The sequence below is a fragment of the Novosphingobium sp. 18050 genome (genome assembly GCF_902706195.1).
Classification (GTDB): Bacteria; Pseudomonadota; Alphaproteobacteria; order Sphingomonadales; family Sphingomonadaceae; genus Novosphingobium.
This window is the reverse complement of record NZ_CACSJO010000038.1, coordinates 12,767-30,449: the sequence shown is the minus strand read 5'-3', so window position 1 is coordinate 30,449 and position 17,683 is coordinate 12,767. Positions and strand designations below refer to the sequence as shown.

At 64.6% G+C, this 17,683-nt stretch carries 18 protein-coding genes; 9 read left to right on the top strand and 9 right to left on the bottom strand.

Annotation, left to right across the window (positions count from 1 at the left end):
- Positions 1 to 87: 87 nt before the first annotated feature.
- Both GVL61_RS22410 and GVL61_RS22405 read left to right on the top strand, forming a co-directional pair.
- Entirely contained in the window at positions 88 to 771 is a 684-nt protein-coding gene (locus tag GVL61_RS22410; RefSeq protein WP_159983141.1) for a TPM domain-containing protein, read from the top strand.
- Positions 768 to 1,331 carry an NUDIX hydrolase gene (locus tag GVL61_RS22405; RefSeq protein ID WP_159983139.1) on the top strand — a complete coding sequence of 188 codons (564 nt, stop codon included), beginning with the start codon at positions 768 to 770 and terminating at the stop codon, positions 1,329 to 1,331. The genes GVL61_RS22410 and GVL61_RS22405 overlap by 4 nt, the downstream gene beginning before the upstream one ends.
- A gap of 230 nt (positions 1,332 to 1,561) precedes the next feature.
- Here GVL61_RS22405 and mmsB read toward each other — a convergent pair whose 3' ends face one another.
- From mmsB to GVL61_RS22375, 6 genes are all read right to left on the bottom strand, one after another.
- The gene (gene mmsB / locus GVL61_RS22400) at positions 1,562 to 2,431 is read right to left on the bottom strand and encodes a 3-hydroxyisobutyrate dehydrogenase (protein ID WP_159983137.1); all 870 of its coding nucleotides are present in this window, start codon (positions 2,429 to 2,431) and stop codon (positions 1,562 to 1,564) included.
- Between the two features lie 4 nt (positions 2,432 to 2,435).
- A complete protein-coding gene (locus tag GVL61_RS22395) occupies positions 2,436 to 3,221 on the bottom strand; it encodes an enoyl-CoA hydratase-related protein (protein ID WP_159983135.1) in 786 nt (261 codons plus the stop codon).
- A complete protein-coding gene (locus GVL61_RS22390; protein WP_159983133.1) occupies positions 3,218 to 4,273 on the bottom strand; it encodes an enoyl-CoA hydratase/isomerase family protein in 1,056 nt (351 codons plus the stop codon). Before GVL61_RS22390 ends, GVL61_RS22395 begins: the two co-directional genes overlap by 4 nt.
- A gap of 13 nt (positions 4,274 to 4,286) precedes the next feature.
- Entirely contained in the window at positions 4,287 to 5,429 is a 1,143-nt protein-coding gene (locus GVL61_RS22385) for an acyl-CoA dehydrogenase family protein (protein ID WP_159983131.1), read from the bottom strand.
- A gap of 34 nt (positions 5,430 to 5,463) precedes the next feature.
- Positions 5,464 to 5,955: a hypothetical protein gene (locus GVL61_RS22380; RefSeq protein WP_159983129.1), complete on the bottom strand. Its 492-nt coding sequence runs from the start codon at positions 5,953 to 5,955 to the stop codon at positions 5,464 to 5,466.
- Between the two features lie 77 nt (positions 5,956 to 6,032).
- Entirely contained in the window at positions 6,033 to 7,469 is a 1,437-nt protein-coding gene (locus tag GVL61_RS22375) for an aldehyde dehydrogenase family protein (RefSeq protein WP_159983127.1), read from the bottom strand.
- A 388-nt stretch (positions 7,470 to 7,857) separates the two neighbouring features.
- Here GVL61_RS22375 and GVL61_RS22370 point away from each other — a divergent pair, with 388 nt between their 5' ends.
- The 3 genes from GVL61_RS22370 (at position 7,858) to GVL61_RS22360 (ending at position 10,049) form a co-directional block, all read left to right on the top strand.
- Entirely contained in the window at positions 7,858 to 8,349 is a 492-nt protein-coding gene (locus GVL61_RS22370) for a flavin reductase family protein (RefSeq protein WP_159983125.1), read from the top strand.
- A gap of 84 nt (positions 8,350 to 8,433) precedes the next feature.
- Positions 8,434 to 9,186, top strand: coding sequence for an SDR family NAD(P)-dependent oxidoreductase (locus GVL61_RS22365; RefSeq protein WP_159983123.1), 753 nt, complete (start codon positions 8,434 to 8,436; stop codon positions 9,184 to 9,186).
- Between the two features lie 71 nt (positions 9,187 to 9,257).
- A complete protein-coding gene (locus GVL61_RS22360; RefSeq protein ID WP_159983121.1) occupies positions 9,258 to 10,049 on the top strand; it encodes an alpha/beta fold hydrolase in 792 nt (263 codons plus the stop codon).
- On the opposite strand, the gene GVL61_RS22355 is transcribed toward GVL61_RS22360, so the two are convergent.
- The 3 genes from GVL61_RS22355 to GVL61_RS22345 all read right to left on the bottom strand — a co-directional run bounded on the left by GVL61_RS22355 (position 10,041) and on the right by GVL61_RS22345 (position 12,766).
- Complete coding sequence (locus GVL61_RS22355) at positions 10,041 to 10,898, bottom strand: SDR family NAD(P)-dependent oxidoreductase (protein WP_159983119.1); 858 nt, start codon at positions 10,896 to 10,898, stop codon at positions 10,041 to 10,043. The two genes, GVL61_RS22360 and GVL61_RS22355, sit on opposite strands and share 9 nt — an antisense overlap.
- A gap of 71 nt (positions 10,899 to 10,969) precedes the next feature.
- The gene (locus GVL61_RS22350; RefSeq protein WP_200844919.1) at positions 10,970 to 12,301 is read right to left on the bottom strand and encodes a cytochrome P450; all 1,332 of its coding nucleotides are present in this window, start codon (positions 12,299 to 12,301) and stop codon (positions 10,970 to 10,972) included.
- A 129-nt stretch (positions 12,302 to 12,430) separates the two neighbouring features.
- The gene (locus GVL61_RS22345; protein ID WP_159983117.1) at positions 12,431 to 12,766 is read right to left on the bottom strand and encodes a 2Fe-2S iron-sulfur cluster-binding protein; all 336 of its coding nucleotides are present in this window, start codon (positions 12,764 to 12,766) and stop codon (positions 12,431 to 12,433) included.
- Positions 12,767 to 13,037: 271 nt separating this feature from the next.
- Here GVL61_RS22345 and GVL61_RS22340 point away from each other — a divergent pair, with 271 nt between their 5' ends.
- Genes GVL61_RS22340 through GVL61_RS22325 form a run of 4 tightly spaced genes read left to right on the top strand, consistent with a single transcriptional unit; the run spans position 13,038 to position 17,683 of the window.
- Positions 13,038 to 14,327, top strand: a complete 1,290-nt coding sequence (locus tag GVL61_RS22340; protein WP_159983115.1) for an amidohydrolase family protein — start codon at positions 13,038 to 13,040, stop codon at positions 14,325 to 14,327.
- Between the two features lie 19 nt (positions 14,328 to 14,346).
- Positions 14,347 to 15,777 (top strand): SRPBCC family protein, encoded by a 1,431-nt coding sequence (locus tag GVL61_RS22335; RefSeq protein ID WP_159983113.1) that lies wholly within the window; start codon positions 14,347 to 14,349, stop codon positions 15,775 to 15,777.
- On the top strand, positions 15,774 to 16,529 hold the full coding sequence (locus GVL61_RS22330) for an SDR family NAD(P)-dependent oxidoreductase (RefSeq protein ID WP_159983111.1): 756 nt from the start codon (positions 15,774 to 15,776) through the stop codon (positions 16,527 to 16,529). Before GVL61_RS22335 ends, GVL61_RS22330 begins: the two co-directional genes overlap by 4 nt.
- Entirely contained in the window at positions 16,526 to 17,683 is a 1,158-nt protein-coding gene (locus GVL61_RS22325; RefSeq protein WP_159983109.1) for a CaiB/BaiF CoA-transferase family protein, read from the top strand. Before GVL61_RS22330 ends, GVL61_RS22325 begins: the two co-directional genes overlap by 4 nt.

The following is a 17,683-nucleotide window of genomic DNA, read 5'->3' as shown; positions in this document are numbered from 1 at the left end:
GGTGGCGGCAGCGACTGGGGCGGCGGTGGATTTGGCGGCGGCGGTGGCGATTTCGGCGGCGGCGGTTCGAGCGGGAGCTGGTAGATCATGGCACGTCCCAAATACCTGTCCGACGAGGACCACGACCGCATCAGCTCCGCCGTGGCCGAAGCCGAACTGCTCAGCTCTGGCGAGATCGTCACGATCCTCGCCGATCGCTCTGACGGCTATACCGACGTGGCGCTGGCATGGTCCGCGCTGGTCGCATTCCTGGCGCTCGGCACGCTGGCCATCGCGCCTGAATTTTACATGGGCCTCTACGACAGGCTCATCGCCGACTGGGGCCATGAGTGGACGCCGCGCATGATCCTCTCGCTGGCGCTGGGCGTGGCGACCATCAAGTTCACCGCGATGATGTTGCTGCAACTGTGGCAGCCGCTCAAGTTCTGGCTGATCCCTGCGCCGATCCGCACCATGCGCGTTCATGACCGGGCCTTGCGCGCCTTTCGCATCGGTGCGGAGCAGCGCACTGCGGGCCGTACCGGCATCCTTATCTACCTCTCGATGCGCGAACACCGCGCCGAGATCGTCGCCGACATCGCCATCGCCAGCAAAGTCGAACCCGGCGTCTGGGCCGAGGCAATGCACGCGATGCTCGGCGAACTGCGCGAAGGCCGCACCGCCGACGCCATGGTCGCGGCCATCCGCAAAGTCGCCCCCGTGCTTGCCATTCACGTCCCCCGCATCGATGGCGACGTTAACGAATTACCCGACAGGCTTATCGAAGTATGACCTCGCAAATCCACGCGCCTTCCGACCATCACGACGCCGAACGGCCCGTGGAAACGATGTGGGAAGGCCGCTTCATCACAACCAAGCGTCAGGGCCGCTGGGAATACGTGAGCCGCGCACGCGGCATCCGCGCAGCCGTAATCCTGGCCGTCGACGCGGAAGACAACGTGATCCTTGTCGACCAGTTCCGCGTGCCGCTGGGCAAGCGCTGTATCGAACTCCCGGCCGGCCTCGTCGGCGATCATGACGACAACGCCGACGAAGACGCCGCCATCGCCGCCGCCCGCGAACTGGAGGAAGAGACCGGCTACCACGCCGCAGCCATGGAAAAGGTGGGCGAGTTCTTTTCCTCACCCGGCATGGTCAGCGAAAGCTTCACCCTGTTCCGCGCGCAGAGCCTGACGAAAGTGGGTGCAGGTGGCGGTGTGGACAGCGAAGACATCATCGTCCACCGTGTCCCCCTGGCCGGAATCGAGCAGGCGGTGGAGGACTGGCGCGCCGAAGGTTACGCCATCGACGTGAAGATCCTGATGCTGCTGGGGCCCAAGCTGCTCGGCTGAAATGCGCACCCGTCCCGGCATCTGCCAGCGCAAGGCGCGCTACGATAGCGAGGAAGCCGCGTTGGAAGTTGCCGCTAGGGCGCCCTTCCCGCTGCGTCCCTATCGCTGCGGGCTATGCCGGCGGTATCACCTGACCAGCCGCACCAAAGGTATGAAATTGCCCACTTTCGAGCGGGAACGGCGCGAAGCCGAAAGCTCCTCCCCGAGCAAACTCGGGGAGGAATTAGACCTCAGAGCGTAGTGAAAATCGCACCGAAGTCCTTGCCGCCATTTCCGGCTTCAACGAAGGCTTCGTAGATCTTCGTCGCGTGCTCGCCCAGCGGCACCGTGGCGCCGGCCGTGCCGGCCCCCGCCATCGCAAGACGCAGGTCCTTCAGCATCAGCGCCGAGGCAAAGCCGCCCACATAGTCGTTGTCTGCCGGGCTCGCCGCGCCCACGCCCGGAGCCGGGGTGTAGTCGTTGAGCGACCAGCAGTAGCCGGTCGACTTCGAGCTGATCTCGTAGAACTTCTGCGGATCGAGACCCGCCTTCTCGGCCAGCGCCAGTGCTTCGCAGGTGCCGATCATGTGGACCGCCAGCAGCATGTTGTTGCACATCTTGGCGACTTGGCCCGCACCGATTTCACCGGCATGAATGACCGCCTTGGCCATCGGATCGAGGACAGCCTTGGCCTTCTCGAATGCGGCATCTTCGCCGCCGACCATGAAGGTGAGCGTGCCTCCGTTAGCCGCCGCAATGCCGCCCGAAACCGGGGCGTCGACCATCTCGTAACCTGCTGCGACGGCCAGTTCGGCAACCTCGCGCGCGGTGGCAAGGTCGATCGTCGAGCAATCGAGGAACAGTGCGCCGGCCGGGGCCTTCCCGATCACGTCGGCGGTGTAGACCGCCTTCACGATGCCGCCATTGGGCAGCATCGTGACGACCGCATCCACGCCCGCGACAGCATCGGGGACGGCGGTGAAAGTGGCACAGCCGTTCTCGGCCGCCTTGGCCAGCGCGTCGGCCGAAAGGTCGAAGGCCTGGACCTCGTGCCCCGCCTTGACGAGATTTGCGGCCATGCCGCCGCCCATGTTGCCAAGCCCGATGAATGCGATCTTCATGAGATTACTTTCCCTTCCAGACGCCGGGGCGCTTTTCGACGAAGGCGGTCATGCCTTCGACCTTGTCCTCCGTAGCGGTGAGGACCTGGAACATGCGGCGCTCCAGCACGAGGCCGGTGTCCAGCGTTGTCTCGAAAGCGAGGTTGACCATTTCCTTGTTCATCGTCGCGGCCAGCGGCGGCATCGCAGCGATGGCAGCAGCCGACTTCAGCGCCGTTTCAAGCAGCGAAGCTAACGGCACGACCTGGCTGACAAGGCCCGAACGCTCTGCTTCGGCGGCGTCCATCATGCGCCCGGTAAGGCACATATCCATCGCCTTGGACTTACCCACGGCGCGGGTCAGGCGCTGCGAGCCGCCCATGCCGGGCGCAACGCCCAGCTTGATTTCGGGCTGGCCGAACCTGGCGTTTTCCGACGCGATGATGAAGTCCGCCATCATCGCCAGTTCGCAGCCGCCGCCCAGCGCAAAGCCGTTGACGGCAGCGATCCAGGGCTTGCGGGTGGTCTTCACGATCTGGCTGGTCCAACCCGCGAAGAAGTCCTCGGAATAGAACTGCGCGCTCGGCTTGTCGGCCATTTCCTTGATATCGGCGCCAGCCGCAAAGGCCTTTTCGCCAGAGCCGGTAAGGACCGCGCAGCCCTGCGACTTGTCGGCCTCGAAGGCGGCGAAAGCGTCGATCAGCTCAGCCAGGACCTTGGAATTCAACGCGTTGAGCGCCTGCGGGCGGTTCAGCGTGATGAGGGTGACGCCACCCTGCTGCTCAACCAGGATCGTTTCGTAGGTGCTCATAGCGGCTTCCATTCCTCTTCAGGGGCAAGGGGCGCGAAGATCGCGTCCAGCATCTCTTCGGTCACGCCCTCGGGGCTGGCCGGGTTCCATTGGGGGTTCTGGTCCTTGTCGACGATCACCGCGCGCACGCCCTCGGCAAAGTCGGGCAGCACGAGAACGCGGCCACCCAGGCGGTATTCCATCGTCATGTTCTGCGCGAAAGTTTCGAGGCCCAGCGAAGTTTCGAGCTGACGCAGCGAGACCTTGCAGGCCTGCGGGCTTTTGCTGCGCAGGGTGGCGAGTTCCTTGGCGGCCCACTCGCCCCCGTCTTCATTGGCCTCGCTTTCAAGCGAAGCCAGGACCTGCTCCAGCGTATCGAAGGCGAAGTGCTTGCGGATCGCACCGGCATGGGCGGCAATCTTCGGCTCGGGCGGGGTGACCGCCAGCGCCGCGAGGACACCGCCGATGTCTTCACCGGCCGCGATGCGCGCCTTTGCTTCGGGCAGTGCTTCGGCGGGAAGATAGTGGGTGGCAAGGCCGACCCATAGGCATTCCGCCCCGTCGAGGCGCGCGCCAGTCAGCGCCATAAACTGGCCCACGCGCCCGTCGAGACGCGAAAGATACCAGCCGCCGCCCACGTCCGGGAACAGGCCGATGCCGGTTTCGGGCATGGCGAAGCGGGTATTCTCGGTCGCAACGCGGAACTGCGCAGGCTGCGAAATGCCGACGCCTCCGCCCATCGTAATCCCGTCCATGAATGCGACGATCGGCTTGGCATAAGTGAACAACTGGTGGTTCAGCCGGTACTCGTCGAAGAAGAAACGGCGGCCCGCCTCTCCCCCATCGGTCAGCGCCGACTGGCGCAGCAGATTGATGTCGCCGCCCGAGCAGAACCCGCGGCCTTCGGCGTGCTCAATAGTGATGGCCTTGACGGCGGGATCGTTCTGCCACTCCGTCAGAGCTTCACTCATGGCCACGCACATGCCCTGCGTGAGGGCATGGATGGCCTTGGGCCGGTTCAGCGCGATGACGCCGGCGACGCCTTCGCGCCGGGTCAGCAATTCGTCGGTCATGAAGTCCCCTAGATTACTTGAGCAGGTCGCGGCCGATAATCATGCGCATAACCTCGTTGGTGCCTTCGAGGATACGGTGCACGCGCAGGTCGCGCCAGAAGCGCTCGATCGGATAGTCCTTGAGGTAACCGTATCCGCCGAAGATCTGCAGCGCACGGTCAACCACCGAAGAGCCGGTGTCGCTCGCGAACAACTTGGCCATGGCGGCAAAGCGCGTCTTGTCCGCCGACCCGGCAGTGACCTTCGCGGCGGCCATGTAGAGCAGCGCGCGGGCAGCTTCCAGTTCGGTCGCCATTTCGGCGAGACGGAACTGGGTGTTCTGGAAATCGGCGATGGGCTGGTCGAACTGCTTGCGATCCTTGGAATACTGGATCGCCTCGTCGAGACAGCGCTGCGCACCGCCCAGCGAGCAGGCCCCGATGTTGATGCGCCCGCCGTCGAGGCCGGCCATCGCGAACTTGAAGCCGTCCCCCTCTGCGCCGACGCGGTTCACGGCCGGTACGCGGCAGTCCTCGAACACGACCTGCGCGGTGGGCGAGCTGTTCCACCCCAGCTTCTTCTCAGGCGCGCCGAAGCTCATGCCCGGCGTATCCTTGTCGACCACGAAGCATGAGATGCCGCGCGACTTGTGATCGCCGGTGCGCGCCATCACCACGTAGACGTCATTGACGCCGCCGCCCGAGATGAACTGCTTGGTGCCGTTAAGGACGTAGTGATCACCATCAAGCCGCGCCGAAGTCTTGAGCGCCGCCGCGTCCGATCCCGAACCCGGCTCGGTGAGGCAGTAGGAGACGATCTTCTCCATCGTCACCAGTTCGGGGAGGTAGCGATCCTTGAGCTGCTGGTCGCCGAAGGTATCGATCATCCACGCGCCCATATTGTGGATCGAAATATAGGCGCTGGTGGCCGGGCAGCCGTAAGACATGGCTTCCATGATAAGCGCCGCGTCGAGCCGGCCAAGGCCGATGCCGCCGCCCTCCTCGGACACATATATGCCGCCGAAGCCCAATTCGCCGGCAGCCTTCCACACGTCGACCGGATAGTGATGCTTCTCGTCCCACTCGGCCGCGAATGGCGTGATGCGGTCGGCGGTGAACTTTTGCGCGGTCTCCTGGATCGCGATCTGGTCCTCGGTCAGCCCAAATTGTTCGGTCATCTCTGCCCCTGTGTGTGTGCCTGCCGTGATTGCATCACGTGCAGCGCGTGTATTTCAGCGGCCCGGGCATGGCGTCCTTGCCGTAGTCGCGGCGGATCAGCGTCTTGCCGTCGCCCTGTGCATCGAGGACGACGTCCTGGGTCCAGCTCTGCCCTTCGCCGCTATACAAGAACGTGGCCCGGATGCGGCTCTCGCCCGCTTCCTTGATGGTGCCCAGCTTAGCCACCGATTCGTAAAACTTGAGCTGGTCCGCCGACACTTCCAGCAGGCCCTTGGCATCGCCCCGGGTGCTGGTGCAGTCTGCCGCGACGAGGCCCCAGCGCCCCCGCGCGGCCTGCGGAATTTCGTCCACCGACGCTGTGCCGACCGCGGGTTCCGGCGCTTCGCTGGCCGAAACCGGTTCCTCCTGGAACACTTCCTCCGTCTGCGCGGCAGCCGCCTGCGTGGCAGGTGCGGCCGGCTCCTTCGAGCAGGCAGACAAGGCCAGCGCGGCGGTTACAGCGACAAAAGGAAGTGTGCGGTTCATCGGTCGTCTCCATTTCACGGTAGCCGGATAAAGGCCGAGGAAACGCTCCGCGCCCTTATCCGGTTGCCGCGAAAAGATCAGCCGACCAGCTCGATGATGTCCTTGCCGAACAATTCGTCGTCCGACGGGATCACCTTGAGCTGCGCCAAAGGCTTCGAAACCCAGGTTTCGTTGATGAGATCGCGCCAGGTGACGTTGTTGTTGGTGCCGTTGCCGCCCCACGAACCGCAGCCCAGCGAGAAGGTCTGGCGCATGCCGTTCCACAGGTTGCCCGAGTTCGAGGCCGACTGCGGCTGGTTCACCATCACGCGGCTGGTCTTGGTGCCTGAGGCCAGCTTCATGATGTTCTCGTCGCTGGTCGAGTAGATGCCGCAGGAGTGGCCCTGCCCCTGATAACCCTGAATCGAATTGGTCAGGCGGATCGCCTCTTCGATGTCCTTGGCACGGTAAAGCGCCATGGTGACGGTCATTTTCTCACCCGAGAACTTGTAGTCCGGGCCGTATCCGGTTTCCGGCACGATGAAGAACGCAGTGTTTTCGGGGATTTCAAAACCGGCATAGTCGGCGATGAACTGCGCCGACTGGGCAACGACCTTGGCGTTGATATGCTCGCCATCTTCCCAGATCGCGTTCTGCAGCTTGGTCTTGTTCTCGCCCTCGATCACGAAGCCGCCCTTGGCCTTGAGCTTTTCGAGCATGGCATCGTAAATCGCATCGAGCAGAATCACCGAGTTGTCCGACGAGCAGGAAGCCGCATAGTCGAGCGTCTTCGAGAGCAGGATCTTGGTGGCAGCGTCATCAAGGTCGGCGGTGTCGTCGACGGTGATGACCGCGTTGCCCACGCCCACGCCAAGCGCCGGGGTGCCCGACGAATAGGCAGCCTTCACCATCGGCGTGCCGCCGGTGGCGAGAATGCGGTCGCACTGCTTCATGACTTCGTTGGTCTTCTCAACCGAGGGAACCTCGATCGGGATCACGAGGTCGGCAGGCGCGCCCATCTTCACCAGCGCGTCGCGCATCAGGTTGCAGATCTTCGCGTTAATCAGCTTGGCACGCGGGTGCGGGCAGACGATGATCGAATTGCGGCCCTTGACCGCGCTGATCGCCTTGATGACCGGGGTCGCCTCAGGGTTGGTCGAGGGCGAAAGCGCACCGATCACGCCCACCGGCTTGGCCAGCTTGACGATGTTGCGCGCGGCATCCTCCTCGATCAAGCCCACCGACTTGTCGTCGATGATGTCGTAGAGGGTGGCGCGAGTCTTGACCGAAATCTTCTTGAACTTGCCCTCGTAGTTGCCGAGCTGGGTTTCAGCGACGGTTTCACGGGCAATTTCCTCATCCATGCCGGGCTTGCAGACCGCGTAGACCATGCCGCGAATCCAGGTGTCGACCTGTTCCTGCGTCGCGTTCTCGATCTGCGCCTGGGCCGCGCGCGAACGCGCAACGATGTCGGCCACTTCGGCAGCGACCGGGCTTTGAGTGGGATTTTCGGCGATGAGTTCAGCTGTGGCCATAGTGCATCTTCCCTTAATTGCGCGCAGGTGTCCGGCAGAACCAGCCCCGCTGTAAGCAGGCATCCGGACGGCCATTCGCGTATCGCGTTAGGCCATTCGTCACAGCTTCGTCCCCTGCACCTTTGGCGAGGGAGAGGCAAGTTTTTTAAGCGCGCGGTTAAATTTCCATCATTGCAAAAACATCAACTGGAATGACCGCAAACGCAACGTCCAGTTGCGGCGCCCGCCTCAATGACCGCGCGCCGGCGGCCATTCACCAAGAGTACCAGTGCCCTCTTGCCCGGCACATGGCTAACGGGCACTAGTATCCGGCGATATCGCGATGGCGTGCCTGTGCGGATATGCCAATCAAGGTTCGACATTGCGAAACAGAAGAAGGTGTAACCGCGTGAGTGTGACGACGATTGATCCGGCAGAATTCCGCAAGGTTCTGGGCAGCTACCCTACCGGCGTCTGCGTGATCACCGCGCTGGACGAAGGCAAGCCCGCCGGTATGGTCGTGGGCAGCTTCACCTCGGTCTCGCTCGACCCGCCGCTGGTCGGCTTCTTCCCCGACAAGTCGTCGACCTCATGGCCGCTGATCGAGAAGGCCGGCCGCTTCTGCGTCAACGTCATGGGCAGCGACCAGCAGCACGTCTGCCGCGCAGTCACCGCCAAGGGTGAAGCGAAGTTCGTCGGCGTGGAATACGTGATCTCGGACCACGACCTGCCGGTCATCACCGATTCGATCGCGGCGATCGAATGCAAGATGTATTCGGTCACCGAAGCAGGCGATCACTGGTTCGTGCTGGGCGAAGTGCTGCGCATGGAAACCGTGCGAGAGGACGACCCGATGCTTTTCCACCGCGGTCGTTACGGCAGCTTCGCGGAGCAGATGTAAGCGTTGATCGCCAAGGCGGTTTGACTCTCCCGACCCGAATGCTGTTCAGGTGTTCAGCATTTTCGATCCGGGAGAGACAATCGCATGACACGTTCGCTTGACGGCAAGGTAGCCGTGATCACCGGCGCGGGCTCCGGCATCGGCCGCGGCATCGCGCTGCGACTGGCCGAAGACAAGGCCGCCATCGCCGTCTGGGACCTCAACCCCGAAGGCGCCGCCGAAACCGTGAAGCTGATCGAGGCGGCCGGCGGCAAGGCCCTGGCCATCGTCGCCGATTGCTCCGACAAGGCGGCGATCAAGGCTGCAGCGGACGAGACCCGCGCGAAACTGGGGCCCATCACGATCCTCGTGAACAATGCCGGTATCGCCCCGTTCACGCCTTTCATGGACATCCCGGAAGACGAGTTCGACAAGGTCATCCGCATCAACCTCAAGGGCCCGTGGCTGGTCACCCGCGAGATCGTGCCCGACATGCTCGCCGCCCAGTGGGGCCGTATCATCAACATCACCTCGTCCTCGACCCAGTCGGGCTCGTTCGCGCAGAGCCACTATGTCGCCTCCAAGGGCGGACTGCTGGGCCTGACCAAGGCGCTGGCGCTGGAACTGGGCAAGACCGGCATCACCGCCAACATGATCCCGCCGGGCTCGATCGACACCCCGATGCTGCGCAGCGCGCCCATCGACGCGGAAGCCTACGGCGCCTCGCTCCCGGTCGGCCGTCTGGGCCAGGTCGCGGATATCGCGGCCGCCGCCGCCTTCCTCGCCTCCGAGGAGGCCAGCTACATGACCGGCCAGACGATCAGCACCAACGGCGGGCGCTACATGGGATCTGCCTGAACATCGCATCGTCCCGGACTTGATCCGGGACGATGCTTCCACTTACACCGAACCGGCGCTAGCCTGCCCGGATGGAATTCGAACCCTTCACTCTCGAACCCGGCGGCGCCGTGCTTTCCGGTGTCCGGCGACAGGGAGCAGGCATACCGCTGGTCCTCGTCCACGGTTTCGGCGGCTCCCGGCACGACTGGCAACCGCTGATCGCCGCCCTTCCTGCGGACCGCCCGCTCATCGCCTACGACCAGCGCGGCTTCGGAGAATCGCAGGGCGAACCCGGCACGCCTTTCTCCCATGCCGACGATCTCCTCGCCCTGCTCAGCGCGCTCGACATGCCGCAGGCAGACTTGTGCGGCATGTCGCTGGGCGGCGCCAGCGCCCTCAATTTCGCGCTCGACCACCCCGAGCGGGTGCGCCGACTGATCCTCGTCAGTCCGCTGATGGTAGGCTGGTCATGGACAAGCGACTGGATCGAGCGCTGGAAAACGATCGGCCGCGCAGCGCGCGCCGGTGACATCGCACAGGCCCGCGACTTGTGGTGGCAGCACCCGCTGTTCGATAGCTTGCGCGAAACTCCGGCAGGCTGCGGCATGCAAGCCTCGATCGAAGCGTACCACGGCCGCCAATGGGTGCAGGACGACCAGCGCCCCGCCTTCCCCGACATCGACCGCCTCGCGAACCTATCAATGCCGACGCTGCTCCTAACCGGAGAGCGCGACACCGAGGACTTCCGCCTCATTGCGCAAGTGATCGCGGCGATAGGCCCGCAGGTGACCCGCATCGACCATGTCGACGCGGGCCATATGCTCAACCTCGAAATCCCCGAGAAGATCGCGGGGGAAATCGAGCGGTTCCTCTCAACCTGAAACGATCTCGACATCCATCGCGGCAGCGCGCGCGGCAAGGATGTCCTGCAGGTGGTTGACCGGATCGCCCACGGTCACCCCACCCTCGACCGGCAGGACCGCACCGGTCATGTGCCGCGAGCGTTCGCTGGCGAGAAACAGGGCGACTTGCGCCACGTCGTCCGGCTCTCCCCGCCGCTTGATAAGCTGGTTGGAGAGATAGACCGCATTGACCCCCTCCTCGATCCGCGCTGCCAGCGCCGCATCGGCGCCCGCCTGACCGAACGAGGACAGTTCGGTGCGCACATGGCCCGGCACCATGCAGTTTACCCGGATGCCATGCTGGGCGAGATCGATGGCGGACGACTTGCTGAACTGGATCAGCGCCGCCTTGGAGGCGCGGTAGGTCATCATGCCGATGCCCGCCAAAGTGCCCGCGATCGAGGCATTGTTGAGGATCACTCCGCCGGTCCCGCGCGCCTTCATGATGCGCGCCGCGTTGCGCGTGCCCAGCATGGGGCCCAGCACATTGACCCGCATGACGCGGTCGAAGTCGTCGAGTTCGTCGTCGACGAAGCTCGGATAGGCCTTGGTCGAGATGCCAGCGTTGTTGAACATCACGTCCAGCCCGCCGAAGCGCGCCACGGCCGCATCGACCAGCGCCTGCATCGCAGCCGGCTCGCTGACGTCGGTGTGGACGTAGAGCGCCGATGCGCCCAGCGATGTCGCCAGCGCCTCTCCCGCCGCGTCGGCAACGTCGGCAATCACCACTTTCGCCCCCTGGGCGGCAAAGAGTTCCACCGTCGCCCGTCCGATGCCGCTGGCCCCGCCCGTGATTACCGCAACTTTTCCGGCCAGTTCCTGATGCACTGCATTCTCCCTTTCGTGCCGCCGCAACGGCCTGGAGCCCGTCTCATTGCGAGCATTTTCCAAACACAGTTTCAGCCTTCACGCTTCTCGAAAGTGATCGGCAGCGACTCTATGGTGCGCGTCGCGACGGTGGGCGTGTAGCGGATTTCGCTTTCCGGGATCGCCAGCGCCATGTTCTTCATCTGGCGAGCGATCTCGCGCGCGGCGACCTTCACTTCCATACGGGCGAGCGCCAGGCCCACGCAGCGGTGCGGTCCGCCCCCGAAGGCGACATGGCGGCCAAGGTTCTGACGGGTGATGTCGAACTTGCGCGGTTCGGGGAACACGCTCTCGTCGTCGTTGCCCGAGCCGTAGACCAGCAGCATGTGCGCATGGGCCGGAATGGCGGTGCCGTTCACCGTGACCTCGCGGGTGGTCATGCGTGACAGGGCGCGGACCGGCGGCTCGCTGCGCAAGTGTTCCTCGATGAAGCGGTTGAGCTGGCGCTCGTCGTCGACCACGCTGTCCAGCAATTCTGCCATGCCCGGCCTTGTGGTCAGAACGTAGAACAGGTTGCCGATAGCCGTCGCGGTGGTGTCGTTGCCGGCGATCAGCGTGGCGCGCACCAGCGAGACAGCCTCGGCGAACGTCAGCTTCTCCTTGCTGCCGTCCGCATTGGTGACTTCGGCGTGGACGAGGTCGGAGATCATGTCCTCGGTCGGATTTTCCTCGCAGGCCTTCATCTTGGCGATGAGGTATTGCTGCAACTGCGCGATCAGGGCCGCGTTCTGCAGCATCGTCTCGCGGCTCTGCATCGCCCCGATCTGCGCCGTCACGGCCACCGACCAGCGCGAAATCTCGTCCTCCATCCCCTGGTCGAGGCCCAGTTGCTCGACGATGACGCGGATGGTGAGCGGGATCGCGATATCCTTCACCGCATCGCACTTGCCATCGCCGCGCTCGACGACATCGGCAATGACGCCGCGCACGACTTCGGTGATGCGCGGCTCCAGTTCCTTGACCCGGTGCGCGGTGAACGCCTGCTCCATCAGCTTGCGGATGCGCGTGTGATAGGGCGGGTCGGACATGATCGCGTCGGGGAAGTAGCCGCCGCCATGCTCGCGAAGGTAGGCCTCGAATTCATCGCGCATGCCGCGCGCCTGCTGCTCGGAATAACCGTGCTGGACGGAGAACGTCACCGGATCGGACTGCACCGCCGAGATGTCCTCATGCCGCGTCACCAGCCAGGAGCCGAGCCGCGCGTCATAGTGGATCGGATCACCCCGGCGCATCGCGGTGTAGAACGCGTGGGGCCGCGCCTGGATATCCGTGTCGGCCAGCGAACCGGCCTCCAGCAACTCTTCCTGCTCTGCGGTCAGTGCCTGGCGCTCGGAAGTGCGATCCTGCGAAATCTGCGTTGCCATGATTGTTCTATCCTGCTCGCCGGGCCGCGCTTTGGCAGCTGTTCTCGTTCGGCCGGTTATGGACGCCTGTCCCTCAACCGGCCATGCCCGCCCTCGAAGGCGCGCTTGCCCCCACCTGCAAAGCTGGGCTCAATAGGACGAGGCCGGTGCCACCGTGACCTCCAGCCCATCCAGTTCGGCCACCATTCTGATCTGGCAGCCCAGCCGTGAATTGTCCTTCATGACGTCTGCCACCATGTCGAGCATCGCAAACTCGATGTCGTCGGGATCGCCCACCCTCTCCACCCAGTTTTCGCTGACGTAGACATGGCATGTCGCGCAGGCACAGCCACCGCCGCAGTCGCCCATGATCCCGGCAACGCCATTCTGCCGGCCAAGCTCCATCAGGCTGATTCCTTCCTCCACGTCATCGAACGTGTGGGTATCGCCATCGACGTCGGTCATGGTGACTTTCAGGGTGCCCATCGGCTGCGCTCTCCTCTTTATTCCGTTCGATTTGGCGAATGCGCTTTCGCCATTTCCCTTGACCTCATCCATGCCTCAGCGGGAGGGCTTTTGCCAAGGGCCTCCCGCGCGGCGCGGCTTGACTGACCGGGAAGCGGCCTCCCGGATCGAAGGGCGCCACGCCGTCAGGGGAAACCGGTTCTGCAGGGCCAGTCATTTGCCGCAGGCGGCGCCGGGCCTAGTCTCGCTTCACAGGAACAAGAGGCCGGAAACCCGGTACAAGGAGAGAAACGTGGGCCGCACGGTGATCCACAACGCAACGCTGTTCACCGCCACCGGCAAGGACGCGTTTCGCGGCGACCTGGTGGTGGAAGGCGATCGCATCGCTTCCATCAGTCCGACCTCCGCTCAACTGCGCGAGGGCGATATCGTCATCGATGCCACGGGTCTGTTCTGCATGCCCGGCATGACAGAGGGCCACGCGCACCTCTCGTTCGAGAATGTGACCGCCACCGAAGACCTCATCACCCCCTGCCCGGAAACACAGGTGTTCACCGCGGCACGCGGCGCGAAAGCGCTGATCGAAGCCGGTTTCACCAGCGCCTACGGAGCCTCGGAAGCCAAGCTGAAGCTGGCCGTGGCAGTGCGCGACGAGGTGAACGCCGGCCGCCTGCCAGGCCCGCGCATCCGCGCCGGCGGGCTGGAGATCACCGTCACCGGCGCGATGGGCGACGAGAGCAAGGCGCACAACCCGAGGCAGGGCCCCTCCACCATCGTCGACGGTGTGGACGAGATGCGCCGCGCAGTGCGCCTGCATTGCCGTGAGGGGATCGACAATATCAAGCTCGATGTCTCGGGCGACCCCTTCTACCCCGCGACGCCTGCCCATACGACGCCGATGACTTTCGAGGAAATCCTCGTCGCGGCCGAAACCGCCCATGCCTACGGCCGCAAGATCAACGCGCACACGCGCTCGATCGAAGGCTCCAAACGCTGCGTGCGGGCCGGGGTCGACGGGCTGTTCCACACCGAATACGCGGATGAGGAACTGCTCGACATGATGGAGGAAGCGAGGGACCGTATCTTCGTCGTACCCACCGTCGGCCTCTTCGCGCAGATCATGGCGGGCGAGGCTTCCGCACATGGCCTGACGCCTGAAGTCGGCGGCTATATGAACATCCCCGACCTGCTCGAAAACTCGGTCAAAACCCATTCGGAACTGCGCAGGCGCGGCATCCGGCACCTGATCGGCGGCGACTACGGCTTCGGATGGAGCAAGCAGGGCACGCAAGGGCGAGACCTGAAATTCTTCGTCGACCATTACGGTTACAGCCCCGCCGAAGCCCTGCTTTGCGCCACTCGCAACGGCGGGCTGGCAATGGGCTACGGCGGCGATCTGGGCACGCTGGAGGCAGGCAGCCTTGCCGACCTGATCCTCGTCGCGGGCGATCCGCTGGCCGACATTTCCGTCCTCTCCGGCCCCGAGAAAGTCGTCTTCGTGATGCGCGCAGGCGACGTCCAGAAATCCACCCTTCCCGCTGCATCACTGGCCGTTGCGCCCGCGTTGCAGGCGGCGGAATGACCATCAGGAGCTGCAAGGAATGAACGTCGAAACCGGCATCCTGAACCCTGGCGAGGCGCGTTGCCCGGCCGAAACCACGCAGGAAATCATCGCCCGGGACAAGGTTTCCGCGCCGTCATGGGCGGCCAGCGAAAGCTACCAATACCTCGGCAGCGAGGACATCTCGAAGGAGCGCTACATCGACCCCGCCTTCGCCAGGGCCGAGTTCGAGCGCATGTGGACCCGCACCTGGCAGATGGCCTGCCGCGAGGACCATATCCCGGAAACGGGCGACTATTACGTCTACGACATCGGCCCGTGGTCTTTCGTAGTCACCCGCTGCGACGACGGTGAAATCCGCGCCTACTTCAACGCCTGCCTCCACCGCGGCACCAAGCTCAAGCCCTCGGGCACGGCGGGGTTCGCGATGAACCTGAAGTGCCCGTTCCACGGCTGGACATGGAACCTCGACGGCTCGCTGAAAGAGATCCCCGAGAAGTGGGACTTCGCGCATACCGCCGGCAAGGCGATGTGCCTCCCCGAAGCGCGGGTGGAGCGGCTCGGCGGCTTCGTGTGGATCAACATGGACCACGATGCTCCGCCCCTCGCAGAGTATCTCGGGACAGAGATCATGGCGCACATGAATGCGTGGAAGCTGGAGGATCGCTATATCACCCTCCACGTTCAGAAGAGTTACCCGGCCAACTGGAAGCTGACGATGGAGGCCTTCATGGAGGCCTACCACGTCGGCGACACCCACCCGCAGGTCGCGCCCGCCAATGGCGACGTCAATTCGCAGTACGACGTCTACGGCGCCCACGTGAACCGCTTCATCTCGACGCTCGGCGTGGTCAGCCCCAAGCTGCGCGACAAGTATTCCGAGAAGGATATCATCGACAATTTCACGCTGGGCGACAGTTCCTCGCTCGGCGGCTCTAAACCCGAGTTGAAGGAAGGCGAGCGGGCCCGGCAGGTCATGGCGGACATGTTCCGCACCATGTTCGAAACCGCGACCAAGTCAGACCTTTCGGGCATCTCGGACACCGAACTGCTCGACACCTACAGCTACACATTCTTTCCCAACCTGTTTCTGTTCCCCGGCATCTCGCTGCCTATGATCTACCGCTTCCGGCCGGACGCGAAGGACCATCGCCGCACGATCTACGAAGTCATGTTTATGCGCCCCAAGCCCCGCGACGGCAGCCCGGTCGAAACCGCCGAAGTACAGGTGCTGGAGGATCACCAGTCCTTCGCCGAGGCCGATGGCATGGACCCCGGCTTCGGCGTGATCCTCGATCAGGACACGGATAACCTCTACGCCCAGCAGGAGGGCCTCGAAGGCTCCGCCAAGCCCGGCATCACACTGGGCGACTACCAGGAAATCCGCATCCGGCACTTCGAGGCGGCCATCGACAGCTACATGGCGATGCCGCCCAGGCTGCCCGACTGGAAAGCGCTGCAACGCCCGTGACGTTTTCACTCGAAGGACGAACCACGCTCATTGCCGGGGCCTCGTCAGGCATCGGCGCGGGATTTGCCCGCTGCATTGCAGCGGCGGGCGGACGCGTCGTGCTGGGCGCGCGGCGTCTTGAGCGCATGGAAGCGCTGGCGGACGAGATCGGCGGACAGGCTCTGGCCGTTCCGCTCGATGTGACCGACGAGGCCAGCGTCATCGCCGCTTTCGACCGCGCCGAAGCGCACTTCGGCACCGTCCACGGGATCGTCGCCAATGCCGGTATCGGCACGGGCGGACGCGCCACCGAGGTCAGGGCCGAGCGGCTTGCCGGCGTGCTCGATACCAATCTGCTGGGCAGCTACCTCGTCGCTCGCGAAGGCGCGCGGCGGCTGATCGCCGGCGGCATCCGGGAGCGGGGCAATGGCCGCGTGGTCCTGATCGGCTCGATCACCGCGCGGCAGAACGGCACCGGCGACGCCATGTACGCGGCCACCAAGGCGGGCCTCGCCCATCTCGGCCGCCAGCTTGCGCGCGAATGGGTGCGCCAGGGCATCAACGTCAACACGCTGGAGCCGGGCTGGATTCCGACCGAGATCAACGCCGAATGGTTCTCCAGCGAGCGCGGCCGGGCCGACATCGCCGGACTGCACCGCCGCCGCCTGCTGGAAGGAAACGCGCTCGATCCCATGCTGCTGTACCTGCTCTCAGATGCCTCCGCGCAAGTGACGGGTGCGACCTTCACCATCGACGACGGGCAATCGCTGTGACCCCGGAAACACTAGGTGCCCTCGCCGGCCTTCTCGTTATCGAAACCGCCGAGCGGGTGAGCGGTGAATATACCGGCAAACTGCTGGCCGACCTCGGCGCGCAGGTCATCAAGGTAGAGCGCCCGGGCGGCGCCCCGACCCGCAGGATGGCGCCGCTGCAAGGCGGAGAAAGTGCCCTGTTCGCCTATCTCAACACCAACAAGCAGTCGGTCGTCCTCGACCTCGACCTGCCTGCCGAGCGGGCCATGCTGGACCGGCTGATGACGCGCGCGCACGCGCTTATCGACGACCACCAAGTCGACTGGACCGAACGCCGGAACCTCACACCCACACAGGTCGCGAAAACGCATCCTCGGATCGTCCACACACTCGTCACGCCGTTCGGCCAGAGCGCCCCCGCATCGCTGCAACAGTGCCGTTCGATCAACGTCATCAATGCCGGCGGGTGGGCCTATCACAGCCCCAGCGAGACACCGCAGGGCAAGCCGCCGCTGAAGGGCGCCGGGCGTTTCCTCTCGGACTACGAAGCGGGCATCGACGCCGCACTGTGCACCATGGCCTCGCTGCTGCGCCTGCGCCGCACCGGCCAGGGCCAGTCCATCGACATCTCCGAGGTCGAAGTGCAGCTCAACCGCATCGACTGCGTGCTGGACCGAATGCTGGCCGGAGACGCCGACCCGAGCGACACGCGCACCGCCTACGACATGGGCGGCCCCGGCACCTCCTTCGCCTGCGCGGACGGCCACGTCTTCCTCATCATGACCACGCAGGCGCACTGGCAGGCGCTATGCATCTTGATGGGTAATCCGGCATGGGCCTCGGCCTTCCGGAACGACTGGCTGGAATTCGACTGCACCGCCGCCAACGTCGCCGCCTTTCGCGCGGAATTCTCGGCATGGGTGGCAGAGCAATCAAAGCTGCCGATCACCGAGGCAGCGCAAAAGGCCGGGGTGGCGATGGTGCCGGTGCACACTGCCGTCGACCTGCCGCGCCACGAACAGTTCAGCCACCGCGGCTTCTTCCAGAACGCCGAACATCCGGCGTTCGGCGCCGTCGCCTATCCCGGCGCCTGTTATCGCATGAGCGCGACGCCGGTACGCGTGCGCACCCCGGCCCCGTCGCTGGGCGCCGATCAACGGGAAGCAGGGGTATGA

Bases quoted from the DNA above. Each gene is read 5' to 3' on its own strand.
- GVL61_RS22410 (WP_159983141.1), top strand. From the start codon at position 88: ATGGCACGTCCCAAATACCTGTCCGACGAGGACCACGACCGCATCAGC.
- GVL61_RS22405 (WP_159983139.1), top strand. From the start codon at position 768: ATGACCTCGCAAATCCACGCGCCTTCCGACCATCACGACGCCGAACGG.
- mmsB (WP_159983137.1), bottom strand. From the start codon at position 2,431: ATGAAGATCGCATTCATCGGGCTTGGCAACATGGGCGGCGGCATGGCC.
- GVL61_RS22395 (WP_159983135.1), bottom strand. From the start codon at position 3,221: ATGAGCACCTACGAAACGATCCTGGTTGAGCAGCAGGGTGGCGTCACC.
- GVL61_RS22390 (WP_159983133.1), bottom strand. From the start codon at position 4,273: ATGACCGACGAATTGCTGACCCGGCGCGAAGGCGTCGCCGGCGTCATC.
- GVL61_RS22385 (WP_159983131.1), bottom strand. From the start codon at position 5,429: ATGACCGAACAATTTGGGCTGACCGAGGACCAGATCGCGATCCAGGAG.
- GVL61_RS22380 (WP_159983129.1), bottom strand. From the start codon at position 5,955: ATGAACCGCACACTTCCTTTTGTCGCTGTAACCGCCGCGCTGGCCTTG.
- GVL61_RS22375 (WP_159983127.1), bottom strand. From the start codon at position 7,469: ATGGCCACAGCTGAACTCATCGCCGAAAATCCCACTCAAAGCCCGGTC.
- GVL61_RS22365 (WP_159983123.1), top strand. From the start codon at position 8,434: ATGACACGTTCGCTTGACGGCAAGGTAGCCGTGATCACCGGCGCGGGC.
- GVL61_RS22360 (WP_159983121.1), top strand. From the start codon at position 9,258: ATGGAATTCGAACCCTTCACTCTCGAACCCGGCGGCGCCGTGCTTTCC.
- GVL61_RS22350 (WP_200844919.1), bottom strand. From the start codon at position 12,301: ATGGCAACGCAGATTTCGCAGGATCGCACTTCCGAGCGCCAGGCACTG.
- GVL61_RS22345 (WP_159983117.1), bottom strand. From the start codon at position 12,766: ATGGGCACCCTGAAAGTCACCATGACCGACGTCGATGGCGATACCCAC.
- GVL61_RS22335 (WP_159983113.1), top strand. From the start codon at position 14,347: ATGAACGTCGAAACCGGCATCCTGAACCCTGGCGAGGCGCGTTGCCCG.